This window comes from Ralstonia sp. UBA689 (assembly GCF_002298975.1).
Taxonomy (GTDB): Bacteria; Pseudomonadota; Gammaproteobacteria; order Burkholderiales; family Burkholderiaceae; genus Ralstonia.
Genome location: NZ_DBMV01000024.1, coordinates 142,668 through 169,346 on the forward strand (window position 1 = coordinate 142,668; position 26,679 = coordinate 169,346).

Annotated in this window: 33 protein-coding genes; 12 read left to right on the forward strand and 21 right to left on the reverse strand. The window is 61.9% G+C overall.

All coding sequences use genetic code 11. From position 1 onward, the window contains the following. Nucleotides 1–97: 97 nt before the first annotated feature. Both B4F51_RS11850 and B4F51_RS11855 read right to left on the reverse strand, forming a co-directional pair. Nucleotides 98–343 carry a hypothetical protein gene (locus tag B4F51_RS11850; protein ID WP_296225690.1) on the reverse strand — a complete coding sequence of 82 codons (246 nt, stop codon included), beginning with the start codon at nt 341–343 and terminating at the stop codon, nt 98–100. A 4-nt stretch (nt 344–347) separates the two neighbouring features. Further along, a complete protein-coding gene (locus B4F51_RS11855) occupies nt 348–839 on the reverse strand; it encodes a lecithin retinol acyltransferase family protein (RefSeq protein ID WP_296225693.1) in 492 nt (163 codons plus the stop codon). Between the two features lie 365 nt (nt 840–1,204). On the opposite strand from B4F51_RS11855, the gene B4F51_RS11860 reads away from it, so the two are divergent. The 6 genes from B4F51_RS11860 to B4F51_RS11885 all read left to right on the forward strand — a co-directional run bounded on the left by B4F51_RS11860 (nt 1,205) and on the right by B4F51_RS11885 (nt 6,761). Continuing rightward, nucleotides 1,205–1,627 carry an Hsp20/alpha crystallin family protein gene (locus B4F51_RS11860; protein ID WP_296225695.1) on the forward strand — a complete coding sequence of 141 codons (423 nt, stop codon included), beginning with the start codon at nt 1,205–1,207 and terminating at the stop codon, nt 1,625–1,627. A 14-nt stretch (nt 1,628–1,641) separates the two neighbouring features. Further along, nucleotides 1,642–3,000 (forward strand): MBL fold metallo-hydrolase RNA specificity domain-containing protein, encoded by a 1,359-nt coding sequence (locus B4F51_RS11865; RefSeq protein WP_296225696.1) that lies wholly within the window; start codon nt 1,642–1,644, stop codon nt 2,998–3,000. Between the two features lie 2 nt (nt 3,001–3,002). Continuing rightward, a complete protein-coding gene (locus B4F51_RS11870) occupies nt 3,003–3,965 on the forward strand; it encodes a ribose-phosphate pyrophosphokinase (RefSeq protein ID WP_296225698.1) in 963 nt (320 codons plus the stop codon). An 89-nt stretch (nt 3,966–4,054) separates the two neighbouring features. Next, entirely contained in the window at nt 4,055–4,354 is a 300-nt protein-coding gene (locus B4F51_RS11875; RefSeq protein WP_296225700.1) for a DUF1488 domain-containing protein, read from the forward strand. A 22-nt stretch (nt 4,355–4,376) separates the two neighbouring features. After that, nucleotides 4,377–5,951: a thymidine phosphorylase family protein gene (locus B4F51_RS11880; RefSeq protein ID WP_296225702.1), complete on the forward strand. Its 1,575-nt coding sequence runs from the start codon at nt 4,377–4,379 to the stop codon at nt 5,949–5,951. A gap of 396 nt (nt 5,952–6,347) precedes the next feature. Then, nucleotides 6,348–6,761, forward strand: coding sequence for a hypothetical protein (locus B4F51_RS11885; RefSeq protein ID WP_296225704.1), 414 nt, complete (start codon nt 6,348–6,350; stop codon nt 6,759–6,761). Nucleotides 6,762–7,166: 405 nt separating this feature from the next. Here the strand turns inward: B4F51_RS11885 and B4F51_RS11890 are convergent, their stop codons facing one another. The 8 genes from B4F51_RS11890 to B4F51_RS11925 all read right to left on the reverse strand — a co-directional run bounded on the left by B4F51_RS11890 (nt 7,167) and on the right by B4F51_RS11925 (nt 12,523). After that, nucleotides 7,167–8,318, reverse strand: coding sequence for a zonular occludens toxin domain-containing protein (locus B4F51_RS11890; RefSeq protein WP_296225706.1), 1,152 nt, complete (start codon nt 8,316–8,318; stop codon nt 7,167–7,169). Between the two features lie 7 nt (nt 8,319–8,325). Next, nucleotides 8,326–8,646, reverse strand: coding sequence for a DUF2523 domain-containing protein (locus B4F51_RS11895; RefSeq protein ID WP_296225708.1), 321 nt, complete (start codon nt 8,644–8,646; stop codon nt 8,326–8,328). Next, nucleotides 8,646–9,479 (reverse strand): virulence factor TspB C-terminal domain-related protein, encoded by an 834-nt coding sequence (locus B4F51_RS11900; protein WP_296225710.1) that lies wholly within the window; start codon nt 9,477–9,479, stop codon nt 8,646–8,648. The genes B4F51_RS11895 and B4F51_RS11900 overlap by 1 nt, the downstream gene beginning before the upstream one ends. A 722-nt stretch (nt 9,480–10,201) precedes the next feature. Continuing rightward, nucleotides 10,202–10,408 carry a major capsid protein gene (locus B4F51_RS11905; protein WP_296225712.1) on the reverse strand — a complete coding sequence of 69 codons (207 nt, stop codon included), beginning with the start codon at nt 10,406–10,408 and terminating at the stop codon, nt 10,202–10,204. A 237-nt stretch (nt 10,409–10,645) separates the two neighbouring features. Next, nucleotides 10,646–10,954, reverse strand: a complete 309-nt coding sequence (locus B4F51_RS11910; protein WP_296225714.1) for a hypothetical protein — start codon at nt 10,952–10,954, stop codon at nt 10,646–10,648. A 9-nt stretch (nt 10,955–10,963) separates the two neighbouring features. Beyond that, nucleotides 10,964–11,158: a hypothetical protein gene (locus B4F51_RS11915; protein ID WP_296225840.1), complete on the reverse strand. Its 195-nt coding sequence runs from the start codon at nt 11,156–11,158 to the stop codon at nt 10,964–10,966. 2 nt (nt 11,159–11,160) lie between these two features. After that, nucleotides 11,161–11,460, reverse strand: a complete 300-nt coding sequence (locus B4F51_RS11920; RefSeq protein ID WP_296225716.1) for a hypothetical protein — start codon at nt 11,458–11,460, stop codon at nt 11,161–11,163. Further along, a complete protein-coding gene (locus B4F51_RS11925; protein WP_296225717.1) occupies nt 11,447–12,523 on the reverse strand; it encodes a replication initiation factor domain-containing protein in 1,077 nt (358 codons plus the stop codon). Before B4F51_RS11925 ends, B4F51_RS11920 begins: the two co-directional genes overlap by 14 nt. On the opposite strand from B4F51_RS11925, the gene B4F51_RS11930 reads away from it, so the two are divergent. From B4F51_RS11930 to B4F51_RS11955, 6 genes are all read left to right on the forward strand, one after another. Continuing rightward, nucleotides 12,513–13,259, forward strand: coding sequence for a hypothetical protein (locus B4F51_RS11930; protein WP_296225719.1), 747 nt, complete (start codon nt 12,513–12,515; stop codon nt 13,257–13,259). The genes B4F51_RS11925 and B4F51_RS11930 overlap by 11 nt on opposite strands. A gap of 226 nt (nt 13,260–13,485) precedes the next feature. After that, entirely contained in the window at nt 13,486–14,016 is a 531-nt protein-coding gene (locus tag B4F51_RS11935) for a GbsR/MarR family transcriptional regulator (protein ID WP_296225721.1), read from the forward strand. 95 nt (nt 14,017–14,111) lie between these two features. Continuing rightward, a complete protein-coding gene (locus B4F51_RS11940) occupies nt 14,112–14,492 on the forward strand; it encodes a hypothetical protein (RefSeq protein WP_296225723.1) in 381 nt (126 codons plus the stop codon). Next, the gene (locus B4F51_RS11945; protein WP_296225725.1) at nt 14,489–15,748 is read left to right on the forward strand and encodes an SDR family oxidoreductase; all 1,260 of its coding nucleotides are present in this window, start codon (nt 14,489–14,491) and stop codon (nt 15,746–15,748) included. The genes B4F51_RS11940 and B4F51_RS11945 overlap by 4 nt, the downstream gene beginning before the upstream one ends. Continuing rightward, complete coding sequence (locus B4F51_RS11950; protein WP_296225726.1) at nt 15,745–16,221, forward strand: DUF2269 family protein; 477 nt, start codon at nt 15,745–15,747, stop codon at nt 16,219–16,221. The genes B4F51_RS11945 and B4F51_RS11950 overlap by 4 nt, the downstream gene beginning before the upstream one ends. A gap of 53 nt (nt 16,222–16,274) precedes the next feature. Next, nucleotides 16,275–17,162, forward strand: coding sequence for a lysozyme inhibitor LprI family protein (locus tag B4F51_RS11955; RefSeq protein WP_296225729.1), 888 nt, complete (start codon nt 16,275–16,277; stop codon nt 17,160–17,162). Nucleotides 17,163–17,501: 339 nt separating this feature from the next. Here the strand turns inward: B4F51_RS11955 and B4F51_RS11960 are convergent, their stop codons facing one another. From B4F51_RS11960 to B4F51_RS12010, 11 genes are read right to left on the reverse strand one after another with little or no spacing between them, the layout of a single operon-like run. Next, entirely contained in the window at nt 17,502–17,693 is a 192-nt protein-coding gene (locus B4F51_RS11960) for a 2-hydroxymuconate tautomerase (RefSeq protein WP_296225731.1), read from the reverse strand. 44 nt (nt 17,694–17,737) lie between these two features. Beyond that, nucleotides 17,738–18,784, reverse strand: coding sequence for a 4-hydroxy-2-oxovalerate aldolase (gene dmpG / locus B4F51_RS11965; protein WP_296225733.1), 1,047 nt, complete (start codon nt 18,782–18,784; stop codon nt 17,738–17,740). Nucleotides 18,785–18,797: 13 nt separating this feature from the next. Beyond that, nucleotides 18,798–19,733 carry an acetaldehyde dehydrogenase (acetylating) gene (locus B4F51_RS11970; protein ID WP_296225735.1) on the reverse strand — a complete coding sequence of 312 codons (936 nt, stop codon included), beginning with the start codon at nt 19,731–19,733 and terminating at the stop codon, nt 18,798–18,800. A gap of 37 nt (nt 19,734–19,770) precedes the next feature. Further along, nucleotides 19,771–20,562: a 2-oxo-3-hexenedioate decarboxylase gene (gene dmpH, locus B4F51_RS11975; protein WP_296225737.1), complete on the reverse strand. Its 792-nt coding sequence runs from the start codon at nt 20,560–20,562 to the stop codon at nt 19,771–19,773. 29 nt (nt 20,563–20,591) lie between these two features. Then, complete coding sequence (dmpE, locus tag B4F51_RS11980) at nt 20,592–21,374, reverse strand: 2-oxopent-4-enoate hydratase (protein ID WP_296225739.1); 783 nt, start codon at nt 21,372–21,374, stop codon at nt 20,592–20,594. 25 nt (nt 21,375–21,399) lie between these two features. Further along, nucleotides 21,400–22,251, reverse strand: coding sequence for an alpha/beta fold hydrolase (locus B4F51_RS11985; RefSeq protein ID WP_296225742.1), 852 nt, complete (start codon nt 22,249–22,251; stop codon nt 21,400–21,402). Further along, nucleotides 22,248–23,702, reverse strand: a complete 1,455-nt coding sequence (locus B4F51_RS11990; RefSeq protein ID WP_296225743.1) for a 2-hydroxymuconic semialdehyde dehydrogenase — start codon at nt 23,700–23,702, stop codon at nt 22,248–22,250. Before B4F51_RS11990 ends, B4F51_RS11985 begins: the two co-directional genes overlap by 4 nt. 52 nt (nt 23,703–23,754) lie before the next feature. Then, the gene (locus B4F51_RS11995) at nt 23,755–24,204 is read right to left on the reverse strand and encodes a GlcG/HbpS family heme-binding protein (RefSeq protein ID WP_296225745.1); all 450 of its coding nucleotides are present in this window, start codon (nt 24,202–24,204) and stop codon (nt 23,755–23,757) included. 58 nt (nt 24,205–24,262) lie between these two features. Next, complete coding sequence (locus tag B4F51_RS12000; protein WP_296225747.1) at nt 24,263–25,207, reverse strand: catechol 2,3-dioxygenase; 945 nt, start codon at nt 25,205–25,207, stop codon at nt 24,263–24,265. A gap of 23 nt (nt 25,208–25,230) precedes the next feature. Next, a complete protein-coding gene (locus tag B4F51_RS12005) occupies nt 25,231–25,596 on the reverse strand; it encodes a 2Fe-2S iron-sulfur cluster-binding protein (protein ID WP_296225749.1) in 366 nt (121 codons plus the stop codon). Between the two features lie 15 nt (nt 25,597–25,611). Beyond that, nucleotides 25,612–26,676 (reverse strand): NADH:ubiquinone reductase (Na(+)-transporting) subunit F, encoded by a 1,065-nt coding sequence (locus tag B4F51_RS12010; RefSeq protein ID WP_296225751.1) that lies wholly within the window; start codon nt 26,674–26,676, stop codon nt 25,612–25,614. Between the last annotated feature and the right edge of the window lie 3 nt (nt 26,677–26,679).

Genomic DNA, 26,679 nt, shown 5'->3' on the forward strand with positions numbered 1-26,679 from the left:
AACGGATCGGGCGGGCACCGAAGATTCAAACGATCTGACCAAGTCAATGTTGCCGCGCGGCACAAGTGCTTGATGAGAGACCCACACGCTCCATCATCTATCGGCAGTGCGCGCGTGCCGGCGGAAACAGGCGCCAACAACCCGCCTGATGGCGAAAGAAGACGATGGCGAGCGGCCGCGTTGAAGTGGCCAGCTCGGCCCGCACGCAACCACACTCGAACCCCGGACAGTGCAGGCGCGTGATCCGCAAATGCGGCGTATCGCTTGGGCCAAACCATTTGGCGATCAGCTCGCGCAGTGAAGTGCTGTCGTGGACCATCCCGGCCTCCATCGCCTTTTTCATGCCTTCATGCAGTCAGCGGCTGCGGCTGCGCAACCCTCGACAGCACGAACAGCATCAGCCTGAAAAGCGTGCGTGCAGCCTGCAACGGGCTTTTCATACAGACTTCAACCTGCGGGCTGCGGCACTCACCGAACAGACACCACGAGCAGAAGTGCTCGCAGTTGTTGCTCAGCAACCGGTAGTCGTTTTCGCCCAGGCGCGACTTGGCGCGGCGAGCAACCTCTTCGCCGTCGTACGCGGGGCAAACGTCGAGCTGGACGTACACCGAAAAACCACAGGAAAAACCGGCGATCGAGGTTCTCTGCACCGGCCCCCTGCGCTGACAACGCGAGAAACCTGCGTAGTGAATCACCTGACCGTCGCCAACATAGATGCCGTGATGGGCATACCCTTTTCGCTCCGTCACGAGGTGTGCGCCCAGGGGCAGCGTCGAGCCGGGCGCGGCAAAACCATCCTGTCCGTGCCGTGCGGCGAGGGCCTCGATGTTTCGGCTCATGGCGTGCTCCTCTCATGCTGGCCGGCCGGTGTTGTGGCGTTCCGACGGCGATGCGACCAATGCCGGCGCGGTGTGTTTGCATGCCCCCAGTATTGGCGGAGCGGGCAGGGGCGTCATGCAGGCAGCGCTGAGAATCCTGTCGGAGCCGCGGGTTTCCATGTCAGGGAAGCCTGACAGACGTTGTCGAAACCGCCGAAGGCTTCCAGGCAGTCGGGTTCCGGGGGCATTCCACGTGAGCCGCATGACACACGCGCCCAGGGTGCCGCCGTCCCCTCGTTGATCTGCCGCAAAGCGTGCCCGAGCCGCCGTGCCACGATGAATGTGTGAGCCACTCGGCCATCACGACCATTCATCAGGAGGCAGCCATGAGCCAACTCAGGCGTTACGACCCGTTTGCCATTGAACCGGTGGGGGATATCTTCCAGGGACTTTTGCGCTCGTTCCGCGGCGGCATGGAGGGGGCGTTGCCGTTCAAGGTGGACGTGACGGAATCCGACTCTGCGTACAACGTCGTCGCGGAAATCCCCGGTGCAAAGAAGGAAGACATCGATGTCACCGTCGATCGCGGTACGGTGATGATCTCGGCCAAGGTGGAGCGCCTGACCGAGAAGAAGGAAGGCGAGCGCATCATCCGCAGTGAGCGCTACAGCGGAGCGATGCAGCGCATGTTCACGCTGGATGCGGCCATCGACGAGAGCAAGGTCGATGCCTCATACAAGGACGGGCTGCTGCACGTGACGTTGCCCAAGAAAGAGGCTTCGCCGCAACAGCGCATTACCATCCGTTGATTGGTGGCCCACGCATGCAACTCCAATTTCTCGGGGCAACCGATACGGTGACCGGGTCGAAGTATGTGCTGCAGACCCAGAAGCATCGCGTCATGGTCGATTGCGGGCTGTTTCAGGGCTACAAGTCCTTGCGGCTGCGCAACTGGGACAAGCTCGCGGTCAACCCGCACCACATTGACGCCGTGGTTCTCACCCACGCGCATATCGACCACAGCGGCTATCTGCCGCTGCTGGTCCGCAACGGGTTTCGCGGCCCCGTCTATTGCACGAAAGGCACCGCCGAGCTATGCCGCATCCTGTTGCCCGACAGCGCGCGCCTGGCCGTGGAAGATGCGCAGTACGCCAACGCGCAGGGCTTTTCTCGGCATCACCCGGCACTGCCGCTCTATGACGAGGAGGATGCCGCCAAGGCGTTGCGCAGATTGCACCCGGTGGCCTACGGGGAGCGCTTCTCCGTGGTTGACGGTGTGGAGGCGGAGTTCCACCGCGCCGGGCATATCATCGGCGCGGCCACGGCAACCTTGCTTGCGGACGGCCGGCGGATTGTCTTCTCCGGCGATCTGGGCAGGCAGGCGGACCTGGTCATGCGGCCGCCGGAACCTGTGGCGGAGGCCGATACCCTGCTGGTCGAATCTACCTATGGTGACCGGCTGCATCCGGCAGGCGATCCGCTCGACACGCTCGAACAGATCGTCCAGCGAACCATCGGTCAAGGCGGCACCTTGTTGATTCCGGCATTCGCGGTCGGGCGCACGCAGGCGCTGCTGTATTGCCTTTACAGGCTGATTCGGGAGCGCCGCATCCCGCATGTGCCAATCTATCTCGACAGTCCGATGGCCGAGCAAGCGACCGAAGTGTTTGCCCGCCATGTCGACGACCTGCATATCGATGCGGCGGATTGCCAGGCGGCATGCGCGCTGGCGGTACCGGTGCAGAGTCCGCAGCAGTCAATGCATCTGGGCAACGACCGCACCCCCAAGATCATCCTCGCGGCCAGCGGCATGGCCACGGGTGGCCGTGTCTTGCATCACCTCAAGAGCTTCGGCGGGGGCAAGCGCAACACCATCCTGATGTCCGGATTCCAGGCCGCAGGCACGCGCGGCGCGGCGTTGTTGGCCGGCCAGCGAGGTCTGCGCGTACATGGCCGCGACATTACCATTCGTGCCACGGTCGAGCAGATCCAGAATCTCTCCGCCCATGCAGACGCCAGCGAGCTGATGACCTGGTTGCGTGGCTTTATCCATGCCCCGCAGCAGACCTTCATCGTGCACGGCGAGCCAGCCGCCAGCGACGCGCTGCGCCAACGCATCGAGCATGAACTCCGCTGGCCGGTGCTCATGCCCGAGTATCGACAGTCCTACGCAGTGAGTTGACCATGACACCGCAAACCGCCGTTCATGCATCACCCGACAAGGCACAAAAACGCGTGGTACTTGCCTTGCCGGGCAACCAGGCCGCAGCAGCCAGATTGGCGGTGCCGTTATGCGCGGAGATCGGCCAAGCCGACGTGCGACGCTTTCCCGATGGCGAATCCTATGTGCGCCTGCAAACACCGGTGCGCGATGCGGAAGTCGCCATTGTCTGCACGTTGGACCGGCCGGATGAGAAGATTCTGCCGCTACTGTGGCTCGCGATTGCCGCCAGAGAGGGCGGGGCGCGTCGCGTTGGGCTGGTGGCGCCTTACCTGGGTTACATGCGGCAGGACGGCGTCTTCCAGCCGGGAGAAATTCTCGCAGCGCAGCACTTTGCCGAACTACTGACCCGCTACTTCGACTGGCTGGTAGCCGTGGATCCGCACCTGCACCGCATTCCGGCCTTGTCGGATATCTTCGGCATTCCGGCTATCGCGGTGCTGGCGGCTCCAGCCGTGGCGGCCTGGGTACAGGGCCATGTTGCCGATCCGCTGCTGGTAGGTCCCGACGACGAAAGCCGCCACCAGGTCGAGCACGTCGCCCGCCTGTGTGGTGCACCTTGGACTGTCCTGCATAAGACGCGCCACAACGCGTGGAACGTAGAGGTGACGGCCACCGGAACCGATCTGAGTTCCGGGCGCACGCCTGTGCTGGTGGACGACATCATCTCAACCGGCCGCACCATGATTGCGGCGGCCGAACTATTGCGCCGGGCCGGGTTGCCGCGTCCACAGTGCGTTGCGGTCCACGCCGTGTTCACGGCCGACGCGTACAGCGAGTTGACGGCAGTGGCTGCCGACGTGCTGACCTGCGACACCATCGCTCACCCATCCAACCGCATCGAGCTAACAGAACCGGTCGCTGAGGCGATTTCCACCATGTTTGATCTACCTCTGCCCGCCATCACGCAGAACCTTGTCCGGTGAGGGCGGGGCTTCTACGCTGACAGGCATCAAGGCCAGGCATGAGCGTCTGGCCCCGAAGGTGGCAAGGCCCCAACTCCACGGGATGCATCATGAAAGAGATCGTGTTTACGGCCGACGAGCCCATCTACTGTGCAAGTGGCCCGGTCCTGCAGTGTGGCGCCTCGGTGGACGGCAGCAGTGCCAGCTATGCCGTCACCGCGGAAGCACTTGAAGACCACTTCGGCGCCATCTCATGCCGCGCTGAAGACCTGATGGCGGCCTTTTCCAGCCATCGGAGCGACATCGAGGCCGTCGCCCGGGCCATGTTCGAGATGACAGGATCGAAACAGATCACGCTGCACAGCGGCCACTTCCGCTTCCCCCTGGACTCGCTCGTGACTCGCCCGTAATCGATATTCTGGAGTGCACGCCATGCTCGTGCCGCCCGACATGACGGCAGTGCCCGATCGGCTCACATTCAAACCACTGGGCATCGACACCTGGCAGGAGCATGTCATCTACATGCATCCGGATTGCACGATCTGCCGCGCAGAAGGGTTTTCCGCACAAGCGCGGGTGGAAGTGCGCATCGGCCAGCGTGCCCTGATCGCCACCCTCAATCTCGTGGGTTCAGGCTTGCTCGACACGCATGAGATCAGCTTGTCCGCCAGCGCAGAAGAGTCGCTGATGGCGCGGCCCGGCGATATCGTGAGTGTCAACCATGCGCCGTCGCTGGAATCGCTGCGTGCCGTGCGCGCCAAAATCTACGGAGCGCACCTGGATACGCATCAACTGGCTAGCATCGTGAGCGACATTTCCGGCGAACGGTACGCTGATGTCCACATCGCGGCGTTCCTGAGTGCTTGCGCGGGCGGACGGATGAGCGTGAAGGAGACGACCGACCTCACGCAGGCCATGGTGGACTCCGGTGAGCGCCTGAAATGGGATCGGGCCGTCGTTGCCGACAAGCACTGCGTGGGCGGACTGCCCGGCAACCGCACCAGCCCCATCGTCGTGGCCATCGCGGCTGCGGCCGGTCTGCTGCTGCCCAAGACATCGTCCCGCGCCATCACGTCACCCGCGGGCACGGCCGACACAATGGAAACGCTCACGCGCGTTGCGTTGAGCGCCAAGGAACTGCGGCACGTTGTCGATCGTGTCGGGGCTTCGCTGGCGTGGGGCGGTGCGTTGAGTCTCAGCCCGGCCGATGATGTTCTGATTCGCGTGGAACGGGCGCTGGATGTGGATAGCGACGCCCAACTGGTGGCCTCCATCCTCTCGAAGAAGATTGCTGCCGGGTCCACTCACGTCTTGATCGACGTGCCCGTTGGGCCTACAGCCAAGGTGCGTCGCCTGCAGGACTTGGAGCGCCTGCGCATGCTGCTTGAGCGCGTGGCGAAATCCTTTGGCATTCACGTCATGATCGTGCGCACCGATGGCTCTCAACCGGTGGGCCGTGGCATTGGCCCGGCGCTTGAAGCACGAGACGTCCTGGCTGTCCTGCAACGCTCGCCCACGGCACCGTTCGATTTGCGGGAGCGGTCGTTGTTGCTGGCTGGCGCGTTGCTGGAGTTTTGTGAGGCCGTGCCGCAAGGGGGTGGGCTCGATCTGGCCACCAGCGTGCTGGACAGCGGCGCTGCCTGGCGGAAGTTTCAGGAAATCTGCGAGGCGCAGGGGGGCTTGCGCGTACCTGGTGAAGCCATCTTCCGTCGCGATGTCGTGGCCGGGCAGGATGGCGTCGTCAGCGATATCGACAACCGGCATCTCGCCCGCATCGCAAAGCTGGCTGGAGCGCCGATGCGTCAAGTTGCCGGTGTGGAGATGCATGCGCGCCTGCATGACCGGGTCAGAGCAGGGCAACCGCTGTTCACGATCCATGCCCAGGCTTCGGGCGAGCTGGAGTACTCCTTTGCCTTTGCGCGGATGCATCCGGCCGTTTGCCTGGCCCCGATCGAGCGCATCGACCCACTCGCGCCCCCGGCCTCAGTGGAGCAACCCGCACAGTGAGCGATGTGCTGGCGGGCTCAACGCATTTCTCTCGCATAATGTATCTTATGTTAAATCACGCAGACGCCTGTGGGCGCGTCTACAACAGGCGCTGCGTGCAATCCAGGCACGCACGGAACCTACACCCGCGTGACCGGCAACACATCAGTAAGTCAAGCACCTCCCTCTTTGAAACGCCTGCCTCGAGCAGGCGTTTTTTCTTCTTCTCGATCTTCCTGTAGTAACGCCTGCGCGGCGCGTCTTGAATACCTCGGCGCAGATACCGGATGTGCCAATACAGATTCCGAATCTCCCGCGCCAACAACCTCTTGTCATCGTCGGTCACTCAATCCCTGCGTGCTATCGTTGCGTCGATCTAACAGCCTAGGCTACGAAATGCGCACAATCGTACCGCTCATGCTGCTGCTCGCCATCCCCACAGCAGAAGCACAAAGCATCAATCGCTGCAAAATCGGTGGAAAGGTGGTCTACACAGACCAGGCCTGCGGAACATCGCTCCAGCGACAAATCGACCCAGCCGAACCGGCACCACAACAAGTGCCGCGTCGCATGTCAGACGCAGAACACAACAACCTTGAGATGGCCCAAGAATGGGACAGGCGGATGGCGCAGAGAGATAGAGACCTAGCAACCGAACAGGCTTCGACCAGCGCGAAACAAAACGCAGCCGCAGCCAACTGTGCAACGCTAAGGCAGGAAAAAGAGGCAGTCCTATCGAACCTGCGACATGGCGGAACAGCTCAATGGATGAACTACTGGAACGAACGCTTTCACACGGTATCAGACGCGCTGTACCGCAACCGCTGCTGAAAAGCGGGCTTGCAAGAGAGGGGGTGTTTGCCTGTGGCGCAGGATGGACAACTTGGTGGTCATACCCGCTGCTCGGTCCCGCGGGGCGCCCTCCGGGCGTCAACCGTCCTGCACCTGGTCAACTCTCCATGTCCCCAAAGGGGCCCCCTTGCGGCTCCGATCAGAGCGCGGACACTCCCTACGCTAGTCGTCGCACGCCTTCACAACAAATGCGCACACGTTAGCAATGACTAAACCACCGACAAAAACCCACCAGTTCTCAATTCGAAGATTCGTGCCATAAAACACAGCCCAAACAAGCGCCGCTTGACCAACCAAAATCGCAACCACAGCAAGCAAATATTTCACAGCACCCTCACTAGTCACAAAAGCGCGGACACTCACACTTTTCTCAGTAACGAAAATTCAGCCTTCAGGAAAGGCCTCCAGCTCATCAACGCGCCGTGCCCTGCCCGAACCTATGACCGTCCGTTTGCGAGGCTCCTGGGCGCGTTCCCGCTGCGGCGAGGCCTCCACGACCAGCTTCAGCTCCTGCGGTTGCGCTACTGCAGTAGAAACAGGCGCCGGAGACGGCTGCACAGCGGCCTGCACCTTCTGAGCCCGACCATCAGCCTCGAAGGCCTCGAAGAAACCGCGCTTGACCAGGTCAGCACAGATCTGCGGCGTTGTCTCCAGATGCGTACCCTGCTGGGTCCAGCACTCGCAACCGCCACGAATCTGCACACACGCGGCCGGCACCGGCACCCGCGACGGCTTCGTGAGCTCATCATAGGCCGGGGCCGTGTACTGCAGACCAGGAACACGCGGCGTATAGCTCGCCACGTATTCCGACGCCGTCATCGGCGCAGCCTTTTGAGGCTGGCCGACCATCGCACCCGGTGCGCCAGGCAGACCAGGCACGGCACCAGGCGAAGCAGTTGCAAGCTTCACCTGGTCAGGATGCGAGATCTTCCAAAGCTTCCAGCCGCCAAACACCGCCGCAGCCAGGGCCACCACCGGCAGCGCGTACATCATGTAGTACTTGAGCGGGATCGCCTTCTTGTGCGTGTGAGCATCGGCGGACTTGTACCACTCGAAGACCTGCTTGGGATACGGGAAGCTGCTGTGCAACGCACGCTTGAGATTCGCGTTCGTTGGGTCCTGCACCTTCTGCATCTTGAACAGATCCGCCTTCTGCCGACCCCACTGGCGGATCAGGTGGATATGCTCACCGGCGAGCTTCTTCAAGTGGTTGTCGACCAGGCTCGGGTCCTGCGTCATGAAGAACAGGTCGAAGCCTTTGTGACGATGCGTCTCCAGCTCGGACACATGCTGCGGCGGCTTCGAGCTCGAAGGCCTCGGCGGCATGACCTTCTGCACCTCGTCGATCACGATGATCGACTTCTCCGGGCACTCATGCCACTTCGTCGCATCCTCCAGCATGGTCCACGGCAGCGTGAGCTCCGGAATACCGAAATAGAAAACAGGCCGGTTCTCAGCCTTCCGCTTCGCCTCCACAAACGCGATCGTGTAGAGGCTCTTACCATTACCAGGTTGACCTGTGATGAGCGTCAGCATGTCGGCCTCACTTCTGAACCATCTTGCGAATCGAGCCACCGCTCAAACCGGACAACGATGCGCGAATGCCCAACGTCGTGAGAATCATGTTCATCGAGGTGCCCACCTTCAGCACGCCGAGGATGCCCACCACACTCACAGACGAGATCGAGCCAACACCGTTCACGTACTGCATGAAGAGCGTCTTCATGCCACTCATCATTGCATCGACCCCCGTGAACATCACGAAGCCGATACCGAGCGCAACCAGGACACGCCCGACCAACGACACGCAGGCCTGCGCCAACAAACCAACAATGGCCGAAGCCAACAGAGCAGCGAAAGGCATCAGAAACTCCCCTTGAGCATGTAGGCGCAGAGCATCATCGTGCCCAGCATGTTGAGATAACCGAGCAGCTTGCCGATGTCGCACAACGGCGTCGTGTCCATGTGCAAACTCCAAACACGATCAGGCAACTGCAACGGAACATCGATGTTCCCGAGACACTGAGCAGCGATACCCATGTCATCAACGTTAGAAAACTTGGAGCTCATGTCCACCTTGTCGGCACCATCGGGCGTGGGCAACTTACCGGCCAACGGATCCTGACCGCTCCCGAGCTTCGCGCCGAGATCCGTCGAATCATCGTGCTTCTGCAACTCACAACGGGTGTTCCACTGCTGAGCCAGAATCGCGCAACTAATCGCATCACCATCACAGGTCGGCGGCGCACTGCAATCGACACCACCACTCGCGGAATCCTTCTTGCATTGAGCTGCTGTCGGATTCTGCTTGCAATAGTCTTCCTGCGGCTGCGAAGTCGTCGTCGTGCAAGTCCCGGCACCACCATTAACCGTGCCACCTGTGCTGACCTGCGTCGCCTGACAAGGCCCCGCAGCCGTACCACTCGCAGCACCACCCGAACCACTCCCACCTGTACCGCTGCCAGTCGTCGTTGTCGTCGTCGTGCAAGTCGCGCCATCACACGTTGTGCTCGTGCTCGTGCTGCTGGAATTCGACGCGGGAACACCGCTGGCAGGCGTATCCGTTGTCGTTGAGTTCGTCGTGCCGCCAGTTGTCTGCGTCGGATACGGAACGCAGACGTTCTGCCCATTCACCGTGCCGGAATACGTTTTGTCCGGACACGAACTCGTCGGCTTCGTATCCACAGCATTAGGCATCCCCGACCCGCTACAAGACGCGTAATTCGAAGTCAGCCCGTACCACTCTGCAGAGTAGCCGCCAGACTGCCCTGCCTGCGCACCAGTCCAATAACTGCTGTACCCATACGAACAGCTATTGACGCAAACAGCCGAGTTAGTCACCGTCTGCGTCGCACTCGTGCCATACGCAGTATTCCCACCCGGAGCGGACTGACCAGCCGCAGGACAATTTGGAGCAGGCGTCGCACACACATACTTCCCAGTCGAATCCGTCTGCAACACCTGCGGTGTCGTGCACGTCAACGGTGGAACAGACTCACTCTTACCAACAACCAAATAGCCGCTGTTGTACCCCTGCCTATCCCAACACGTTCCACTCGGAGGCGCAAACGTCGCTGACACAGAAGCACACGCATCCGCACCCGTATCGTAATAACCAAGCAACGCATTCGTGCTTTGCTTACGCAGCTCAAAATAACCCGCCCAAACGCTAGAACCCCACATCAGGCCAAAGGCAAGCACTAACACCTGTAGCGCACGAGCCCGGCGGAGCGGAATCCAGATGCGTACAGGAAGCAAGAAAAATGACCAGGGCATAGCTCACCACCCTCACGAAAAAAGAATCCATCCAGCACCCGCTATCGCAATGAGAACGAAGTAGCCTTCCATGACGAGCTCCAATAAAAACGGGGACCGAAGTCCCCGCGTCTTGCCAGGCACGGGGAGCGTGCCCCGCAGCATCACTTGATCGGCTTGCGAACCCAGTTGTAGATCGCCACGACAGCAGCGAGCCCCAGGATGGCCACTCCGATCAGACCGATCGCAGCGACACCCGTACCCAGCGTGGTCACCACTGCCGACACATCCACGCCATCGGCAGCCATCGCCGAACCAGCGACACCGACAGTACCAACGGCAAAACCCACTTTCTTGAAAATCGACTTCATCGCCCTACTCCTCTTCACGTTGATAAATGGCCCGCGCTGCGGACCGAAAGACGAAAGCGAGAGCCCATAGACCGAGCATCGCGCTCCCAATTAGGGCACCGTCACTCACCGAGAGCGGCGGCACCGCATGCAACAGCGTGACCTCATCAGCAGTCAGCAGCAGATACCCCGTGCACGACGAAGCTGAAGTGCTATCGAACTGCAGCTGCCCACTGACGATTTGCACGCACTGAGCCATCACCAAGCCCCAGCCAAACCACCGAGCTGATGCAAGTCCTCACGCAAGAACTCGTCAGCAAGGTCAAGCTTCGAACCATCCAACTCGCAATACGCCTCCTCACGCATCCGCAAGTCATCCAGGAAATCACTACGCGCCCAACGGCAGTGCTGACGCCACACGGAAACACGACGAGCAGCTGCATCGGCCCGAGCCTCAATCCACGCAACAGCGCTCGCACCGGCAAAGAACGCGACGAACAAGCTCACGCTCATCAACAGAAAGCCAACGGCCGCGTGAAGCGGATCAAAACCGCCAAAGGGACCCATCACCTCCTCCTAGTGATCAAGCTTGACAATGGCAACCACATCGAACGCCTCATCGCAGTGATCCACCGCCGTAACCACCGCGTCTTCACGCGAATCGAACGTACCCGCCTCACGCAGCCGATGCGTGAACCCAACGTCGCCCCCGCACGGACACAGGAACAGACCCGAGTTCACCTCCTGCACGACGAAGCCGACGCCCGCCACGATCAAGCCGCCTTGGCAGCGGCAATCGGCACCAGCGAATGCACGATGGTCTTCATCGTCTTGCCGTTGGTCGTGATTTCCATGTCAGCCTTGGCCTTAAAAGGCAGATCGACCTTGCTGTACTTCTCGAACTCGTCGGACTTGCCGATGGTGTACTCCGCCGTTGCAGCACCACGAGCAGTGCCCTTGGAATCATCGAACGGCGTCAGCACGTAGGCCTTGCACGAGTCGAAGGCCACACCATCCATGTCACCCTTGGATGCCTTGAGGCCGTACACAACCACTTCGCTAGTGAATCGCATGATTTGTTTCCTTCCAGGCTGGTGATATGACCGGTTCCCCCGTCCAGCCATCGTCGGAGGGGTCAAGATCGTTGAAACGCGGCGTACGAGCACGCTCATGCATGGGTCGCTCGCAAAGCTCGTGATCGGGCACCCTCAGGCGCTCCGGCCAAGCCTCGGATTTGGACGTGACACGCTTGACAAAGGCCTCAGGCCCCATCAAGCCAACAAGCACGCGCACGTACTTGCCATAGCTCGCACAGATGTTGTCCAGCGATGCTTCAACGTTGATTTGCGCGGTCTTGCGCTTGATTTCCATGCGCTCCGGCTGACGGCCCGGATCGATGAAACGAAGACAGGGATACGAGGCAACGAAGAAGGCAGACGGATCGAGCAGCACATCAAACGGAATGACGCGCTTGACATTGCGATACTCAACCTCAATGCGCACCCACTCTGATGACGCATCGCCCTGCTCTTTGCCCTTCTCGTAAATGCGGCACAACTTGCCGTTACGACGCAAGCCGATATAGAGCGAACGCCCTTTGCCATTAGGCTTCTTCCAATTGCCCTTGTACTCGTGATGCGGCTCATTGACCGATGCCGTGAAGAGCCCATCATCAAACCACTGATCGGCCTGATCGACGGTGACTTCACCGTCAAAACAATCGTGCGCAAGATCGACCCGCGTAATGCTCGGACGCCGGGCCTTAGTCTTAAGGAAATCGAACAGCCGCTGTTCCCACCCTTCACGCGCAGCCAGACAACCGGCACCGCTGATACTCACCATGATGGTCGAACGTTGGTTCTGACCACCAATCGCCACGTGACCATAATTGTCGCCAAGCTCCCAGGCATTCAGGTAGAAATCCCGCGACCGCTCCAAGTCCCGCGTGACACCGTAGCCAAGAATCTCGGTGAGCTTTTCCGACAGGGCCATGACGTACGCCACGTCATCAACCCCAACCGCCTCACTGCGGAAGGTCTCCTCACCGATGGTGAAGCGCAGCGTGTCGATCATCGCCACCTGACCGGATACCGGGACACGCACCATCACCGTCTTAACTTCGCCCGTGTCGGTCATCACCACATCAACCAACTCGGTTGCCGCCAGAATCGGCCGAGGCGCTCCTGCATCCGTTCCCCCCGTGTTACTAGAGGGGGGGCTAGCGCTCGCGCGCCCGCTGTCCGTCGCTGCCGCTCCGTCCATCAGCGCACGTGCGCCGCGTGTCCCTACCGTCAACGTCGCCTTCAACCTGCCCATCGGATCGTTTACCCCTGCCCGGTTAACCGGTTATATTTCGGTTAAATCCACGTTCCGTGAATCCACGGACCGTAGATTAATCCACGAACCGTGGATTCACAAGGGGGTGTCGACCATGAAAAGCGTGAAATACCTGGATGCCGTGATCGAGCGACACGGCCTGAAGACCGACAAAGCACTGTGCGAGCACATGGGCTGGTCGCACAGCGCAGTCAACAACTACCGGAAAGGCTTACGAATCATGGACAACGAGCAGTGCCTGCGCGTTGCCATCGAGCTGGGAATGGAGAACCCGCTACCAATCATCATGGCAGCAGACGCGGACCGCGCAGAACGAGCTGGACAGCGGTCGCTGTGGGAAGTTTTTTCACCGAGGATGGCGCATAGCGGCCTGGTCGCCCTCCTCATTTCGCTCGGCCTTGGTGTCACAAATTTTGTGACACCAACTCCCGCCAAAGCCGCGCCGTTAAGCCATTTTCAGGCCCCGAACACTGTATCTTATGTTAAATACAAAGGAACAACGGATCGAGTTTTCTTCGTGCTGGCCCACAACTGACTAGCGTTCCTTCTCGTCTGAGATAGACCCAGTTCCCGTCAAGCTGCACGCCTTGCACGCCTGTCATCGCAGTTCACCTATCCGGCGCAGCTTCCCCAAACGCGATGGCGACGGCACTACTTGGCATCCCTGTCAGCGCCCTCCCTTGAAAGCGGCGGGCTGTGCAGATACATATTTCAGTCTTTTCTGTCTTGACTGAAATAACTGAAGAACCTATGCTCCTGACATGAAACTCACACCTATCTCCGAACGCTTCATCCTCCATTGGGGCGAAATGGGTTCTCGCTGGGGCGTCAATCGCACCGTAGCCCAAATCCACGCGCTGCTATTCCTGGCCGGCCGTCCGTTGTCCGCGGAGGATATCGCCGAGACGCTCAGCGTCGCGCGCTCGAACGTGAGCACCAGCCTCAAGGAACTGCAATCGTGGCGCCTGACTCGAGTGGTCCATGTCATGGGGGACCGGCGAGACCATTTTGAAACCTCCACGGATGTCTGGGAGTTATTCAAGCTGATCGTAGAAGGCCGACGACAGCGTGAAATTGATCCGACGCTGACCGTGCTGCGCGACTGCCTCGTCAGTCCTGAACTGCAGCAAGAGCCCAAAGAGAGCGCCCAACGCATCCAAGAAACACTGGCCTTCATGGAAACACTCACTACGTGGACTGAAGAGATGCTGCGGCTCAAGCCCGAGACGTTGATGAAGACACTAGGTATGGGCGCAAAGATCAGCCGGACAGTGCGTCGCACAAAGGCGTAGGGATCGCGCCATGAAAGCGGGCATCGTGCCCGCATTTTTTGGCGTTTGAATTTCTTTTTTTACAGAAATAACTGCAACAAAAGAAGGAGGAAATCATGATGTCCTTAGTACTGTCTGCGGTGCAAATCGCCGTTCCGATCCTCTTGGGCCTGATCGTGGCCTCTTACCTGCGTGGCGTGACGTTACGCCTGCTCGTCGACCTGTGTGGAACAGAAGATCGCGCCCAATTCTGGATGCGGGCCGCCGCCGTGGTCTTTGTTTCGGCACCGCTGATGTTCGTGCTTGTTGGCGCGCGCAATCCGCTGGAATGTACCGTGCTGAACGCAGCCTGCGCTTTGCAGGTGTTGCGCCAAACAGTGATGTGGAGCCTCGCAGGCGTGCTGCTGGCAGTCGCAGCCGTAACGCGAGGTGTCGGTCGTCGAATTCCGCGCCAGGCAGCAGCCATGCCCGCGCAAGCCGCGGAGAGCACGTCATGAGAATTCTGGTCTGCGGTGCAAACGGGTTCATCGGCGCAGCACTTTGCGAGCGGCTGGTGCGGGATTGGCATCTGGTCCTGCGTGGGGTGCGACAACCACGCGGGCCGATGGACGTGGCCATCGACTACACGACAGACCTGACGCCCGGACAATGGCTGCCGCGATTGCGTGACGTCGATGTCGTGATCAATGCCGTCGGCATCATCGTAGAGCGCGGGGCGCAGACTTTCGAGAAGTTGCACTATCAGGCACCAGCCGCGCTGTTTCGTGCTTGCCAGGAAGCTGGTGTGCAGCATGTCGTACAAATCTCAGCGCTTGGCGCGGACTCCGGTGACACCGCCTACTTCCAAAGCAAATATCGTGCGGACTTGGCATTACTGGCGCAGCCGATGCGTGTTCACGTCGTGCGGCCTGCTCTGGTGTATGGCCCGGCGGGTACGTCGGCACGTATGTTCCGGGCGTTGGCCAGCATTCCGATGCATGGCTTGCCGTCAGGTGGTCAGCAACGCCTGCGCCCCGTACATATCGACGATCTCGTGGATATGGTGGCGGGCCTGTTGTCCCCCGGGATGGAGTTGCCCGGTCCGTGCATCAACGCCGTCGGTGCGACAGAAACCACGTACCGCGAGATGTTGAGCCACTATCGTGCTGCGATGCAGCTGCCGCCCGCATTGGCCATCAGCATCCCAAGCGCCTTGATGCGGATGGCTGTGGCAGTCGGGGATCGAATTCCCGGCTCTCCATTGACACGCGACACGTGGCGCATGCTGCAGGACGGTAGCACCGGCTCAGACACGTCCACCCGCAGTAGATTGAGGCGTCACCCGCTTGGCGTGGAAGCGTTCATTTCAAAGGAGGAAGCGAGCGCGCTCCGCCACGAAGCACTGTCCACGTGGCAACTCCCGCTGCTACGTCTCGCCCTGGCGATTGTGTGGATCTGCACCGCATGGGTAAGTGTCTTTGGGTATCCACGTGCTGATAGCCTTGCGCTGCTGAGCCGCCTGGGCTTGCATGGGTTGACTGCAGACGCGGCACTCATCGGCGCCAGCGCCCTCGACCTGATGTTCGGTATGGCGACACTCCTCTGGCCCAGTCGACGCTTATGGCTTGCGCAACTGGTGCTGGTGCTGACCTACAGCCTCCTCATCTGCGTGGCATTGCCGGAGTTTCTCATTCACCCGTTTGGACCGGTGCTCAAGAACATCCCCTTTCTCGCCGTCCTGATTACGCTGTTCAGCAGCGAGGTGAAATCATGAACGTCTATCTGATGGTGAAAGCCCTGCACGTCCTGTCGTCGGTACTCTTGGTCGGCACCGGCTTTGGGAGTGCCTTCTATCTGTTCTTCTCCAACCGCACGCGATCGGTGCGCACGATTGCTGAAGTTTCGCGCTTGGTTGTGCGTGCCGACTGGTGGTTCACAACGCCGACTGTCCTCTTTCAGCCGCTGTCGGGTCTGTGGCTGGCGCACCACGCAGGCTGGCCGTGGCAAACGCCGTGGATCATGGCATCAGTGGTGCTGTATGTGCTGGCAGGGGCGTGCTGGTTGCCTGTGGTGTGGCTTCAGATTCGAATGCACCGGACGGCCGTGACGTGCGCGGCACAGGGACATACCGAGTTGCCCCCAACCTACTGGCGCGATGCGCGTTTTTGGGAGTGGCTGGGCTATCCGGCCTTCGTTGCGATGGTGATCGTCTATTTTCTGATGGTAACGAAGCCAGCGTTATTCTGAGACAGAATGCCACCAACCACTTGAGTGGGAAGCGTCATTACCCAGCTCGACGCTTGGCATCCCATGCGCCCAGACATCACGAAACCGACCCGGAAGCCGACATGAGGCTCCTCCCCCAATACGCCACCTGCGTCGCCCTGCTAGCCGGTGCAGCCTCAGCGCACGCGATCGACTGCAAGAGGGCCAGCAACCGCGTTGAGCACACCATCTGTGCCGACGAAAAACTCAAAACTGCCGATGCGGAGATGGGCAAAGCCTATACGGCTGTCATGCAGCAAGCCGGCAACGATAGCGAGTTGCGCGCGATGCTGATACGCAGCCAGAAGCGCTGGATCGAAGCTCGGGACAAACGGTTCGCAGACCCAGTCGATTTTCCGGGCGCACCGAATACCAAGGCACTACGCACAAGCCTGCTCCAAGCGATCCGCCAGCGCGCCGAGACACTGAGCGAACGCGGGAAGGTTGCGCCCCGCCTGCTGGAGGCAGCCCTTGCGCAGCGTAAATTCCTGGCGCAATTCACGGGAGGGGCATTCGCCGGCTTCGAAACCGGATGCGACTTCCTTCCTCACGGTCAACAGCTGAGCTACGGATGCTTCAGCGAACGCCGCTATCAGAATCTGGATAGGGTATGCACCCTGAAAGACGATTGGGCGAGCGGCGGCTACTACCAGACACGCCTGGTCGGCAACGTTGTCGGGGGCCGGCTGGAAACCGTGGCCGCATGCGGCGATGAATCCGAAGGGGGTGCCCCGTGTCCGGACGCAGATGAGCCGCACAAGTCGGCCGCTGGCTGGAATCTCCATCCCGGCCGTCCGGCCGTGGCGCCAACGGCGCTGCCCAAGCTGGATGCCGAAGCCGAGCTTGGCGCAGAAGACACCGGTTGGCTGCGCGGCTGCTTGACCGACAGCCGCTACCTGCAGAACGCGGGCGCGGCGCGTTGAGACGCATGCACCAGGCAATCGACCGTAGTTTCCAGCCCATTGTCGATAAGCACGCTTTCTTTCGGTGCACACCTTTATTCTCAGAATGCCTTCGAGGTTGGCCGGCGGCAGCTTCCGTTCAGTAGAAAAGATCGGTGCATTTGGTCCTGGATGGCTTTGCGCCGCCGGTTTCGTGAAGCCGTTTGCACACGCAATTGGTTTTGCGCACTGTCGAGAAACCGCCGCCAGTTCGGCGGCGTACAAGAACTCGCTAGCAAGCTGTGGCCGTCATACATCGACGGTTTTGGTGCTAGGCAATCACGGCAGACGCAAAGCAGCTGAACCGGTATGCACGACCCACTACCGACCAAGATCCCGCGCCGACACACCTGCGATACCCCAGTTCTCCTTGGGAACGTCGTGGATCCAAACGCGGACGTTCTCTTTTGGAGCGCCGGTTGCCTCGACGAGGGCTGCGGTCACTTTCTCGATCACCGCACGCTTTTGTTCGGTGGTCCGGCCTTCGATCATGTAGATCTGCGCAAACGGCATGGTTTTCTCCTTGATGCCCGCAATACAGTGGAAAGTACCGACGCTCAGGCCGCCCGCGCGGGCAACAAGCCGCGCTGGCGAGCCATGGTGAGCGCCGTGTCCTCGATCATGTCTTCCTGACCGCCCACCATGCCACGTCGGCCGAGCTCGACCAGCAGGTCGCGTGCAGGCACGCCGTACTTCTTTTCCGCACGCTTGGCGAACAGCAGGAAGCTGCCATACACGCCGGCGTAGCCGAGCGTGAGCGCGTCGCGGTCGATCCGGATGGGGAAATCCATGATGGGCACCACCAGGTCTTCAGCCACATCCTGGATCTTCCACACGTCCACCCCGGTACGGATGCCCATGCGGTCGCACACCGCCACCAGCACCTCCATCGGCGTATTGCCCGCGCCCGCCCCTAGCCCCGCCGCAGCCGCGTCGATGCGCGTGGCACCGCACTGGATGGCGGCAATCGAATTGGCGATGCCCATGGCAAGGTTGTGGTGACCGTGAAAGCCCAGCTCGGTTTCCGGCTTGAGCGCATCGCGCACGGCGGTAAGGCGGGCCTTCACATCGTCGGGCAGCATATAGCCCGCTGAATCGGTGATGTAGATGCAGTTGGCACCGTAGCTCTCCATCAGCTTGGCCTGCTTGACCAAGCCTTCGGGGCTGTTCATGTGCGCCATCATCAGAAAGCCGACGGTGTCCATGTCGAGCTTGCGCGCGTAGCTGATGTGCTGTTCCGAGACATCGGCCTCGGTGCAGTGCGTCGCCACACGGATCGTGTGCACGCCGAGTTCACGCGCCATCTTGAGATGATCGACCGTGCCAATACCCGGCAGGAGCAACGCCGAGACCTTGGCTTGCTTCATGAGCGGGATGACGGCGCCCAGGTATTCCTCGTCGCTGTGCGCGGGAAAACCGTAATTGAGCGACGAGCCACCCAGACCGTCGCCGTGGGTAACTTCGATCAGGGGTACACCAGCGGCGTCCAGCCCCTGCGCAATGGAGCGCATCTGCTCAAGCGTCATCAGGTGGCGCTTGGGGTGCATGCCGTCGCGCAGCGTCATGTCGTGAACGGTAATGCTCTTGCCTTGCAGCGTAGTCATGTGGGGTTCCTCGTCAGGCGGTTTCGATGGCGGGGGCGGCCGAAGTGGCGCGCAGGGTCAGTTCACCCTTGAGAATCTCCTCGGCAAACATCTCGGCGGTGCGCGCAGCGGCGGCGGTCATGATGTCGAGGTTGCCAGCGTACTTGGGCAGGTAATCGCCCAGGCCCTCGACCTCCAGGAACACGCTCACGCGGTTGCCGTCGAACACCGGGCCGTTGACGAGCTTGTAGCCCGGCACGTACTTCTGCACCTCTTTGATCATGGCGTGGATCGACGCGGTGATGGCCGCCTGGTCCGGCTCGGTTTCCGTCAGGCAATGCACGGTATCGCGCATGATCAACGGCGGCTCGGCGGGGTTGATGACGATGATGGCCTTGCCCTTCTTTGCACCGCCCACGCGCTCGACCGCACCGGCCGTGGTGCGCGTGAATTCGTCGATGTTCTTGCGCGTGCCCGGCCCCACCGACCGGCTCGACACCGTCGCAACGATCTCGCCATACGCCACCGGTTGCACGCGGCTGACTGCCGCCACCATCGGGATGGTGGCTTGCCCGCCGCACGTGACCATGTTGACGTTCATCTCGGCGCGGCCGAGGTGCTCTTTCAGGTTGACCGGCGGCACGCAATACGGGCCGATGGCAGCGGGTGTGAGGTCAATCATCAATACGCCCAACGCATTGAGCTTGCGGGAGTTCTCCGCATGCACATAGGCGCTGGTGGCATCGAAGGCAATCTGCACGCCGTCGGCCAGCACGTGCGGAAGCAGCCCATCCACGCCTTCGGCGGTGGTCTTGATGCCCATCTCGCGGGCACGCTTGAGCCCGTCGGATTCTGGGTCGATACCCACCATCCACACCGGTTCGAGCACGGGGCTGCGCTTGAGTTTGGCCAGCAGATCGGTGCCGATGTTGCCGGGGCCGATCAGGGCGCATTTGATCTTTTGGGTCATGGTTGCGGTCTCCAATACGCAATGTTCAATTTGGCATTCAATTCACGAAGCGCATCGACACGTTGCCCAGATCCTGGAAACGCACGGATACGCTGTCGCCCGCTGCCACCGCAATGGCTTCGGTCACGCCGCCGGTCATGATGAAGGTGCCGGCCGGGATTTCCTGGCCACGCGCGCCCAAATGGTTTGCCATCATGGCCACGGCAGCCGCTGGATGGCCCAGCACCGCAGCACCTGCAGCCATGGCGACGGCGCGGCCGTTCTTCTCCAGCACCACGCCCAACGTACGCAGGTCCAGTTCTTCCAGGTTACGGGACCGTCCGCCCACCACGAAGCGCGCGGCCGACGTGTTGTCGGCAATCACGCTCTTGAGGTCGAACTTGAAATCACGGTACCGGCTGTCAATGATTTCCACTGCGGGAATCACGAAGTCGATCGCTGCCAGAACGCTGCCGACATGGCAGCCCGGGCCACGCAGCGGCGCCTTGGTGACGATGCAGATCTCCGCCTCCACCTTGGGGTGGATCAGCTCCGACATGCGGATCTCGCTGCCGTCCGCCCGGGCCATGTCTTCACTGACAAAGCCGAACACGGGCGTTTCGACCCCCATCTGCTTCATCTTTGCGAAGGAGGTGAGCCCCGCTTTCAGGCCAACGATCTTGAGCCCGCGTGCCTCCTTGCGGCGACGAATCTCATCCTGGATGTCATAGGCATCGGCCCAATCCATGTCCGGGTATTCGTCGGTGATCTTGGTGATGTCGCGCACTTCCAGTTGCGCGGATTCCACGTGCGCGGCAAGCGCTTCGATGGTTTGACGATTCAGTGCCATATGGGTGTCTCCTCGATGTTGGCGTCGCGTCAGATGAAGCGCACCGAGGTGCCACCGAGGCCGCCTACGCTGCAGTAAAGACTGTCGCCCGGCTTGACCGGCACGAGCGGCGATTGCGAGCCGGACAGAATGACATCCCCTGCCTTGAGCGCGATGCCAAGCCGCCCCAGCGTATTGGCCAGCCACGCCACCGCGTTGACGGGCGAGCCTTGCACCGAGGCGCCACAGGAGGTGCTCACGATCTCACCGTTCTTCTCCAGCACCATGCCGGCCAGCGCCAGATCGAGATCGCGCGGGCTCCGGCACGTGCCGCCCAGCGTGAAGACACCGCACGAGGCGTTGTCGGCCACGGTGTCCTGAATCTTGATCTTCCAGTCGCGGATGCGCGAATCGACGATCTCGAAGCACGGCATCACGTAGTCCGTCGCACGCAGCACATCAGCTGCCGTCACCCCTGGGCCGCACAGATCGCGCGCAAGCACGAAAGCCACTTCCGCTTCGGCCTTGGGCGCGATCATCTTGCTGGTGTCGACCGGCTCGCCTTCGTTGAACACCATGCCCGAAAGCAGATGGCCGAAGTCGGGTTGGTTCACACCCAGCATGTCCATCACAACCTGGCTGGTCACGCCGATCTTCTTGCCGATCACGGTTTCGCCCGCCTCAATGCGGCGGCCGATCATGCGCAATTGGATCTGATAGGCGTCGTCGATGGTGATACCGGGCTCACGGTCGGTCAGCGGCTCCACCGGTGTGCGTGAGAGCAACGATTCGTAAAGCGCATCGCCGTAGTGTTGGATCTTGAGAGCGTCCATATGAAGGTCTGCGTAAAAGGTGGGTTCAGGCGACTGCGCCGGCATCGGCTTCGGCCAGGAAGTTGTTCACCAATTGGGCAAAGCGCGCGCTGTGCTCAATCTGTGTCCAGTGCCCGCAATGGCCGAAAACGTGCAGTTGGCTGTTAGGAATCCAGTCGGCCAGCGTGAGCGAGTTGGATACCGGGATCACCTGATCTTCGCGCCCATGCAACACCAGTGTTTCGTGCGGCAGCGCGCGGATGTCGGCTTCGGCGCTCGCCATGGCGTCTACCCAGCGCTGCCGCGGGGCGGGGAACATGGCGGCGTACGATTCCTGCACGCCAGGCACGATGGTGGCTTCGTAGCGCAATTTCGCGAGTTCGTCGGTCATGCGGCTGCGGTCGTAGGCGAACAGGTCCAGCAGGCCGCGCATGGCCGCCAGCGACGGCGTATAGCCCCACACGGCATCCAGCGCCGGCGTGATCGCAAACGGCACACCCACCGCGCCCATCAGCACCAGCCGCCGCACACGCTCGGGCGCGCGAATGGCGAGCGCCAGTGCCAGCCCGCCGCCAAAGGAGTTGCCGACCAGATCGACCTGCGGCAAGCCCAGTGCATCCAGCAGGTCGATGGCCTGCTGCACCCACACATCCATGTTGTAGACCTGACCGGCGGGCCGGTCGCTCTGTCCGAAGCCAAGCATGTCGGGGGCGATCACGCGGCGCTCGCGCGCCAGCGCAGGCATCACCAGCCGCCAGTTGGCCCACGCGCTCACGCCCGGGCCGGACCCGTGTATCAGCAGCACCGGTGCGCCCTGCCCGATATCGTGAACATGGGTTTGCACCGCGCCCGTGCGGACGTAACGGGCATCCGCCCCTTCAAGGTTGATCGTGCTCATAGCTTCACCATCACGTTGCGCAGCTCGGTATAGAACTCCAGCGAATGCACGCCGCCCTCGCGGCCAATGCCAGAAGCCTTGGCGCCGCCGAATGCCGTGCGCAGGTCGCGCAGGAACCAACTGTTGATCCAGCACAGCCCCACCTCAACGGCGCGCGCCATGCGGTGCGCCGTGCCCAGGTTTTGCGTCCACACCGTGGTCGCCAGGCCGTAATCCGTGGCGTTGGCCAGCGCGATGGCCTCCTCCTCGGTGTCGAACGGGGCAATGTGGCAGCAGGGGCCGAAGATCTCTTCGCGAATCACGCGAGCGCTCTCAGGCAGGCCTGTCCAGATGGTGGGCTGCACCCAGTGGCCTTCGGCCAGCGCAGCGGGCATGTCCGGCGCACCGCCACCGGTGACCACCGTGGCACCCTCTGCCCGGGCCAGTTCGTAATAGGACATGACCTTGGCTTTGTGCTCGGCAGAAATCAGCGGCCCCAGGCCCACGCCCGGCTCGCCGGAGGGTCCGATCTTGAGCGCCTCGGCCTTCTCTTTGAGCGCCTGAACAAACTTGTCGAAGATCGGCCGCTGTACGTAGACACGCTCGGTGCCCAGGCAGACCTGCCCGCAGTTCTCGAATGCGCTGCGTGTGATGCCGGCCACCGCCTTGTCGAAGTCGGCATCGGCAAAGACGATGCCCGCGTTCTTGCCGCCCAGCTCGAAGCTCACCGGCCGCACACCCTTGGCGGCCGCGGCCATGATGGCCTCGCCCGTACGCGTCTCGCCCGTGAAGGTGATGCCATTGACGCCGGGGTGCCGCGTCAGGAACTCGCCAGCAGAGCCCGGCCCGAAGCCGTGCAGCACGTTGTAGACACCCTTCGGCACCCCCACATGCGCCATCACTTCGCCCAGCAGCGTGGCCGTGGCAGGTGTCTCTTCTGAGGGCTTGACGATGACGGTGTTGCCGCATGCCAGCGCTGGGCCCACCTTCCACGTCATCAGCAGCAGCGGCAGGTTCCACGGGCAGACCACGGCCACCACACCCAACGGCGAACGCAGCGCATAGCTGACTGCCGTACCGCCGTCGGGCGTAGCCATCTCAAAGCTTTCGGTGGGCACGTTCTTGACGATGTCGGCAAAGATCTTGAAGTTGGCCGCGCCGCGCGGGATGTCGACGTGCGCCGCCAGGCTACGCGGCTTGCCGGTATCGGCCAGCTCGGCTTCAAGGAAATCGTCGAAGCGCCGATTGATTTCGTCCGCCACCGCGTGCAGCAACTCGACGCGCTTGACCACGGTCATGCGGCCCCAGTCGCCGTGCAGGGCAGCCCGCGCGCCGGCAACGGCGGCATCCACCTCGGCCTGTCCGGCCTCGTGAACCAGACCGATCACACGGTTATCCACCGGCGCACGGTTCTCGAACGTCTTGCTGGTGGCGACAAATTCGCCATTGATGAAATTGAGGAATTGCTTCACGGTTGGATTCCCGAAACAAACGGTTCTTCTTTTGATTGAGGAGAGATCTTCTTCACAGCCCGATGGCGCTGAGCCCTGCGCGGGCACACGCCTCGTCCTGCTCCGCCGAGCCGCCAGACACGCCAATGCCGCCGATACGCTCGCCCGCCGCGATGATCGGCAGGCCACCGCCAAACATCACGAGCCGCGGACGCTCGGCCAGCCCAATGCGCAGCATGTCGTCGCCGGCCAGCAGGTCGCCCCACTGCGCGGTGGGAAAACCGAAGCTGGCCGCCGTATAGGCCTTGTCGATGGCAATGTCGATCGAGTGCAGAAACGCGCCCGACATGCGCGCAAAGGCCACGAGCACGCCGCCGCCATCGACCACGGCCACGTTGATGCGCAGCCCCTGCGCCTGCGCCGACTCCACCGCCGCCGCAACGGCAGCCTGGGCCGCGGGGAGCGTGATCTGGCTGCGTGCTTCGCTGAGGAAGGTGGCGTCGTGTGCAGTACGTGTGGACATGGCAAGACGGAACGTGGAAATGACGGATCAGGCGGCTCGGTGAACAGAAACGGACAGATCAGGTGTACACATCGGTGAACGACGGCACTGCTTCACCGGTGTGGTAGAAGATGCCGGTCCACAGCTTGTCTTCACTCCACGTGGTGACGGGGCGGTCCGGCTGCGCGAGGTAGCCCAGGCCGGCGAAGGTTTCATTGCGGTTGCCGCTGGGGTCGAAGAAGTAGATCGTCTCCCCGCGCGTGATGCCGTGGCGCGTCGGTGCCACGTCGATCTTCGTCTGGTTCTTGGCCATGACGTCCGCGGCCTTGAGCACGTCGTGCCACGAGTCCAGGAAGAAGGCGATGTGGTGCAGGCCACTGCGCGGACCACCCACGAAAGCGATGTCGTGCGGCGTGGTGCTGCGGGCCAGCCATGCAGCCGCCTGTACGCAACCGTCCGGGCCGACGACCACCTGCTCCGTCAGGAAGAAGCCCAGCACCTCTTGCATGAAGCGCGTGTTCTCGGCAACGGTGTTGATGCCTGCTTCCGGATTCAGCTCGCACATCAGCAGCGCATGGTCCAGCCAGTGCACACCAGCGCCCTTGAGGTTGTCTGGCCACGGGTCCGGGTTACGGCTGCCCACCTCGGTGCCGACCTGCTCCTTCATCGCATAGAGCCGCATCTCGTGACCGCTGGGCAGATTGAACTGCAGCATGCGGCCGGTGGCTGGCAGCGTGCCTTCGGGCAGCATCGCCGTCTTCAGGCCCCACGCTTCGATCTTGGCCTGCAGCTCGTCGAGGTCGGCATCCTTCTCGACCTTGTAGGCGAGATGGTTGAGGCCGGCCTGATCCGACGGCGTGAGGATGAGCGAGTACTTGTCCCACTCGTCCCAGCACTTGAAGTAGACGTTGCCGGCGTTGTCCTGCATCGTCACCTTCAGGCCGAGCACGTTTTCGTAGTGCCGCACGGCGGCGGCCATGTCCATTACCTTCAGGCTGGCATGCCCGATTCGTAGAACACCCATGCTTGTCTCCTGGTTGATCAAACTCACTGCGGTTTTGTGTTGGACTGCGCCCCCGCAGATGCGGCGAAGCCTCTGGAAAACGGTTTTTCAAACTTGCCCAGCACGGCCAGGCGAACGGCGGTCAACGGCGCTTCACGACAGGCCAGCGTCACGCCCTGCGCTTCTTCGTCTGCGCTGACGTGCGCACGGCTGAGCGGTCCCAGGCGCGCGGTGTTGCCTTCGAGCACGCGCACCTTGCACACGCCGCAGCCGCCGTTGACGCAGCCCACGGGAATGCCCTTGCGCCCCAGGCGCAACATGCCCGTAAGCAAGCTTTCGGTGGTGGCGCATGCGTAGTGCTCCTGGGTCTGCTCCACGCACACGTCCACCTTGGGTCGGGTATCCAGCATCGCGTGGCCCTCCTTTCAAACCCGCTTGAACAGCGGACTGCGCTGCGCATTGGCATCGGCGGCCGAGAGGAACTTCTCGGTGTAGATGTCGTCCTCGAACAGCCGGCCCTGCATGAGCGCGCCAATGGCACCCTCGACCATCGGCGGCGGCCCGCACAGATACGCCTTGTGCCCCGCGAACTGCCCCTGGAAATACGCCTTGGCCGCGTCGTGCGCAAAGCCCCGCGCACCGTCCCATGAACTCCCTTCCGGCTCGTTGGAGAGCACCGGCAGGTAGTGAAAGTTCGGGTGGCGCTCGGCCAGCGCGACAAACTCCTCGTGGCCATACAGCTCTTCGCGGCTGCGCTGACCATTGACGAGCGTGATGGGCAACGTGCAGCCCTGCTCCAGCAGGTCGAGGATCATCGAGCGCGGGCTGGACAGGCCCGAACCACCCGCGACGAACAGCATCGGCTTGGCTGCCGACTGCCGCACGAAGAACCGGCCGTACGGGCCCGTCACATGCAGCGTGTCACCCACCCCAAGCTGCTCGTGCAGCACGCCGGTACCGGCACCACCCGGCACCCGGCGCACCTGCAACTCAATCTCGCCAGTCTTGGCCACCTCGCTCGGCGCGTTGGCAATGGAAAAAGCACGCCGCTGGCCCAGCCCCGGAATCTCGACCATCACGTATTGGCCGGCCTGGAAGTCGATCGGCTGATCGAGCTTCAGGCGCAGCCCCTTGATGGTGGGCGTGAGTGCGTCGATGCGCGTGACCGTGGCAACAAAGTCACGCACGGGAATGACGCGCGCGTCCGGCTCGTCGTCCACATCAGCTTCGATGCAGACATCGCTAAGCGCCGTGGCACAGCACGCCAGCGTCTTACCCTCTTCGCGCTCGATGTCCATGAGCGCGAAGGGGTTGGCTGCGCCGTGATCCACCTCGCCGCTGTTGACCTGCACCTTGCACGTGCCGCACAGGCCATGGCCGCACGCATGCGGGATGTACACCCCCGAGCGCAACGCGGCGTCGAGCAGGGTCTGGCCCTCGGCCACGTCCAGCGTGGCGCCAAGGGGCTCGATGGTGAGTTGATTACACATGGC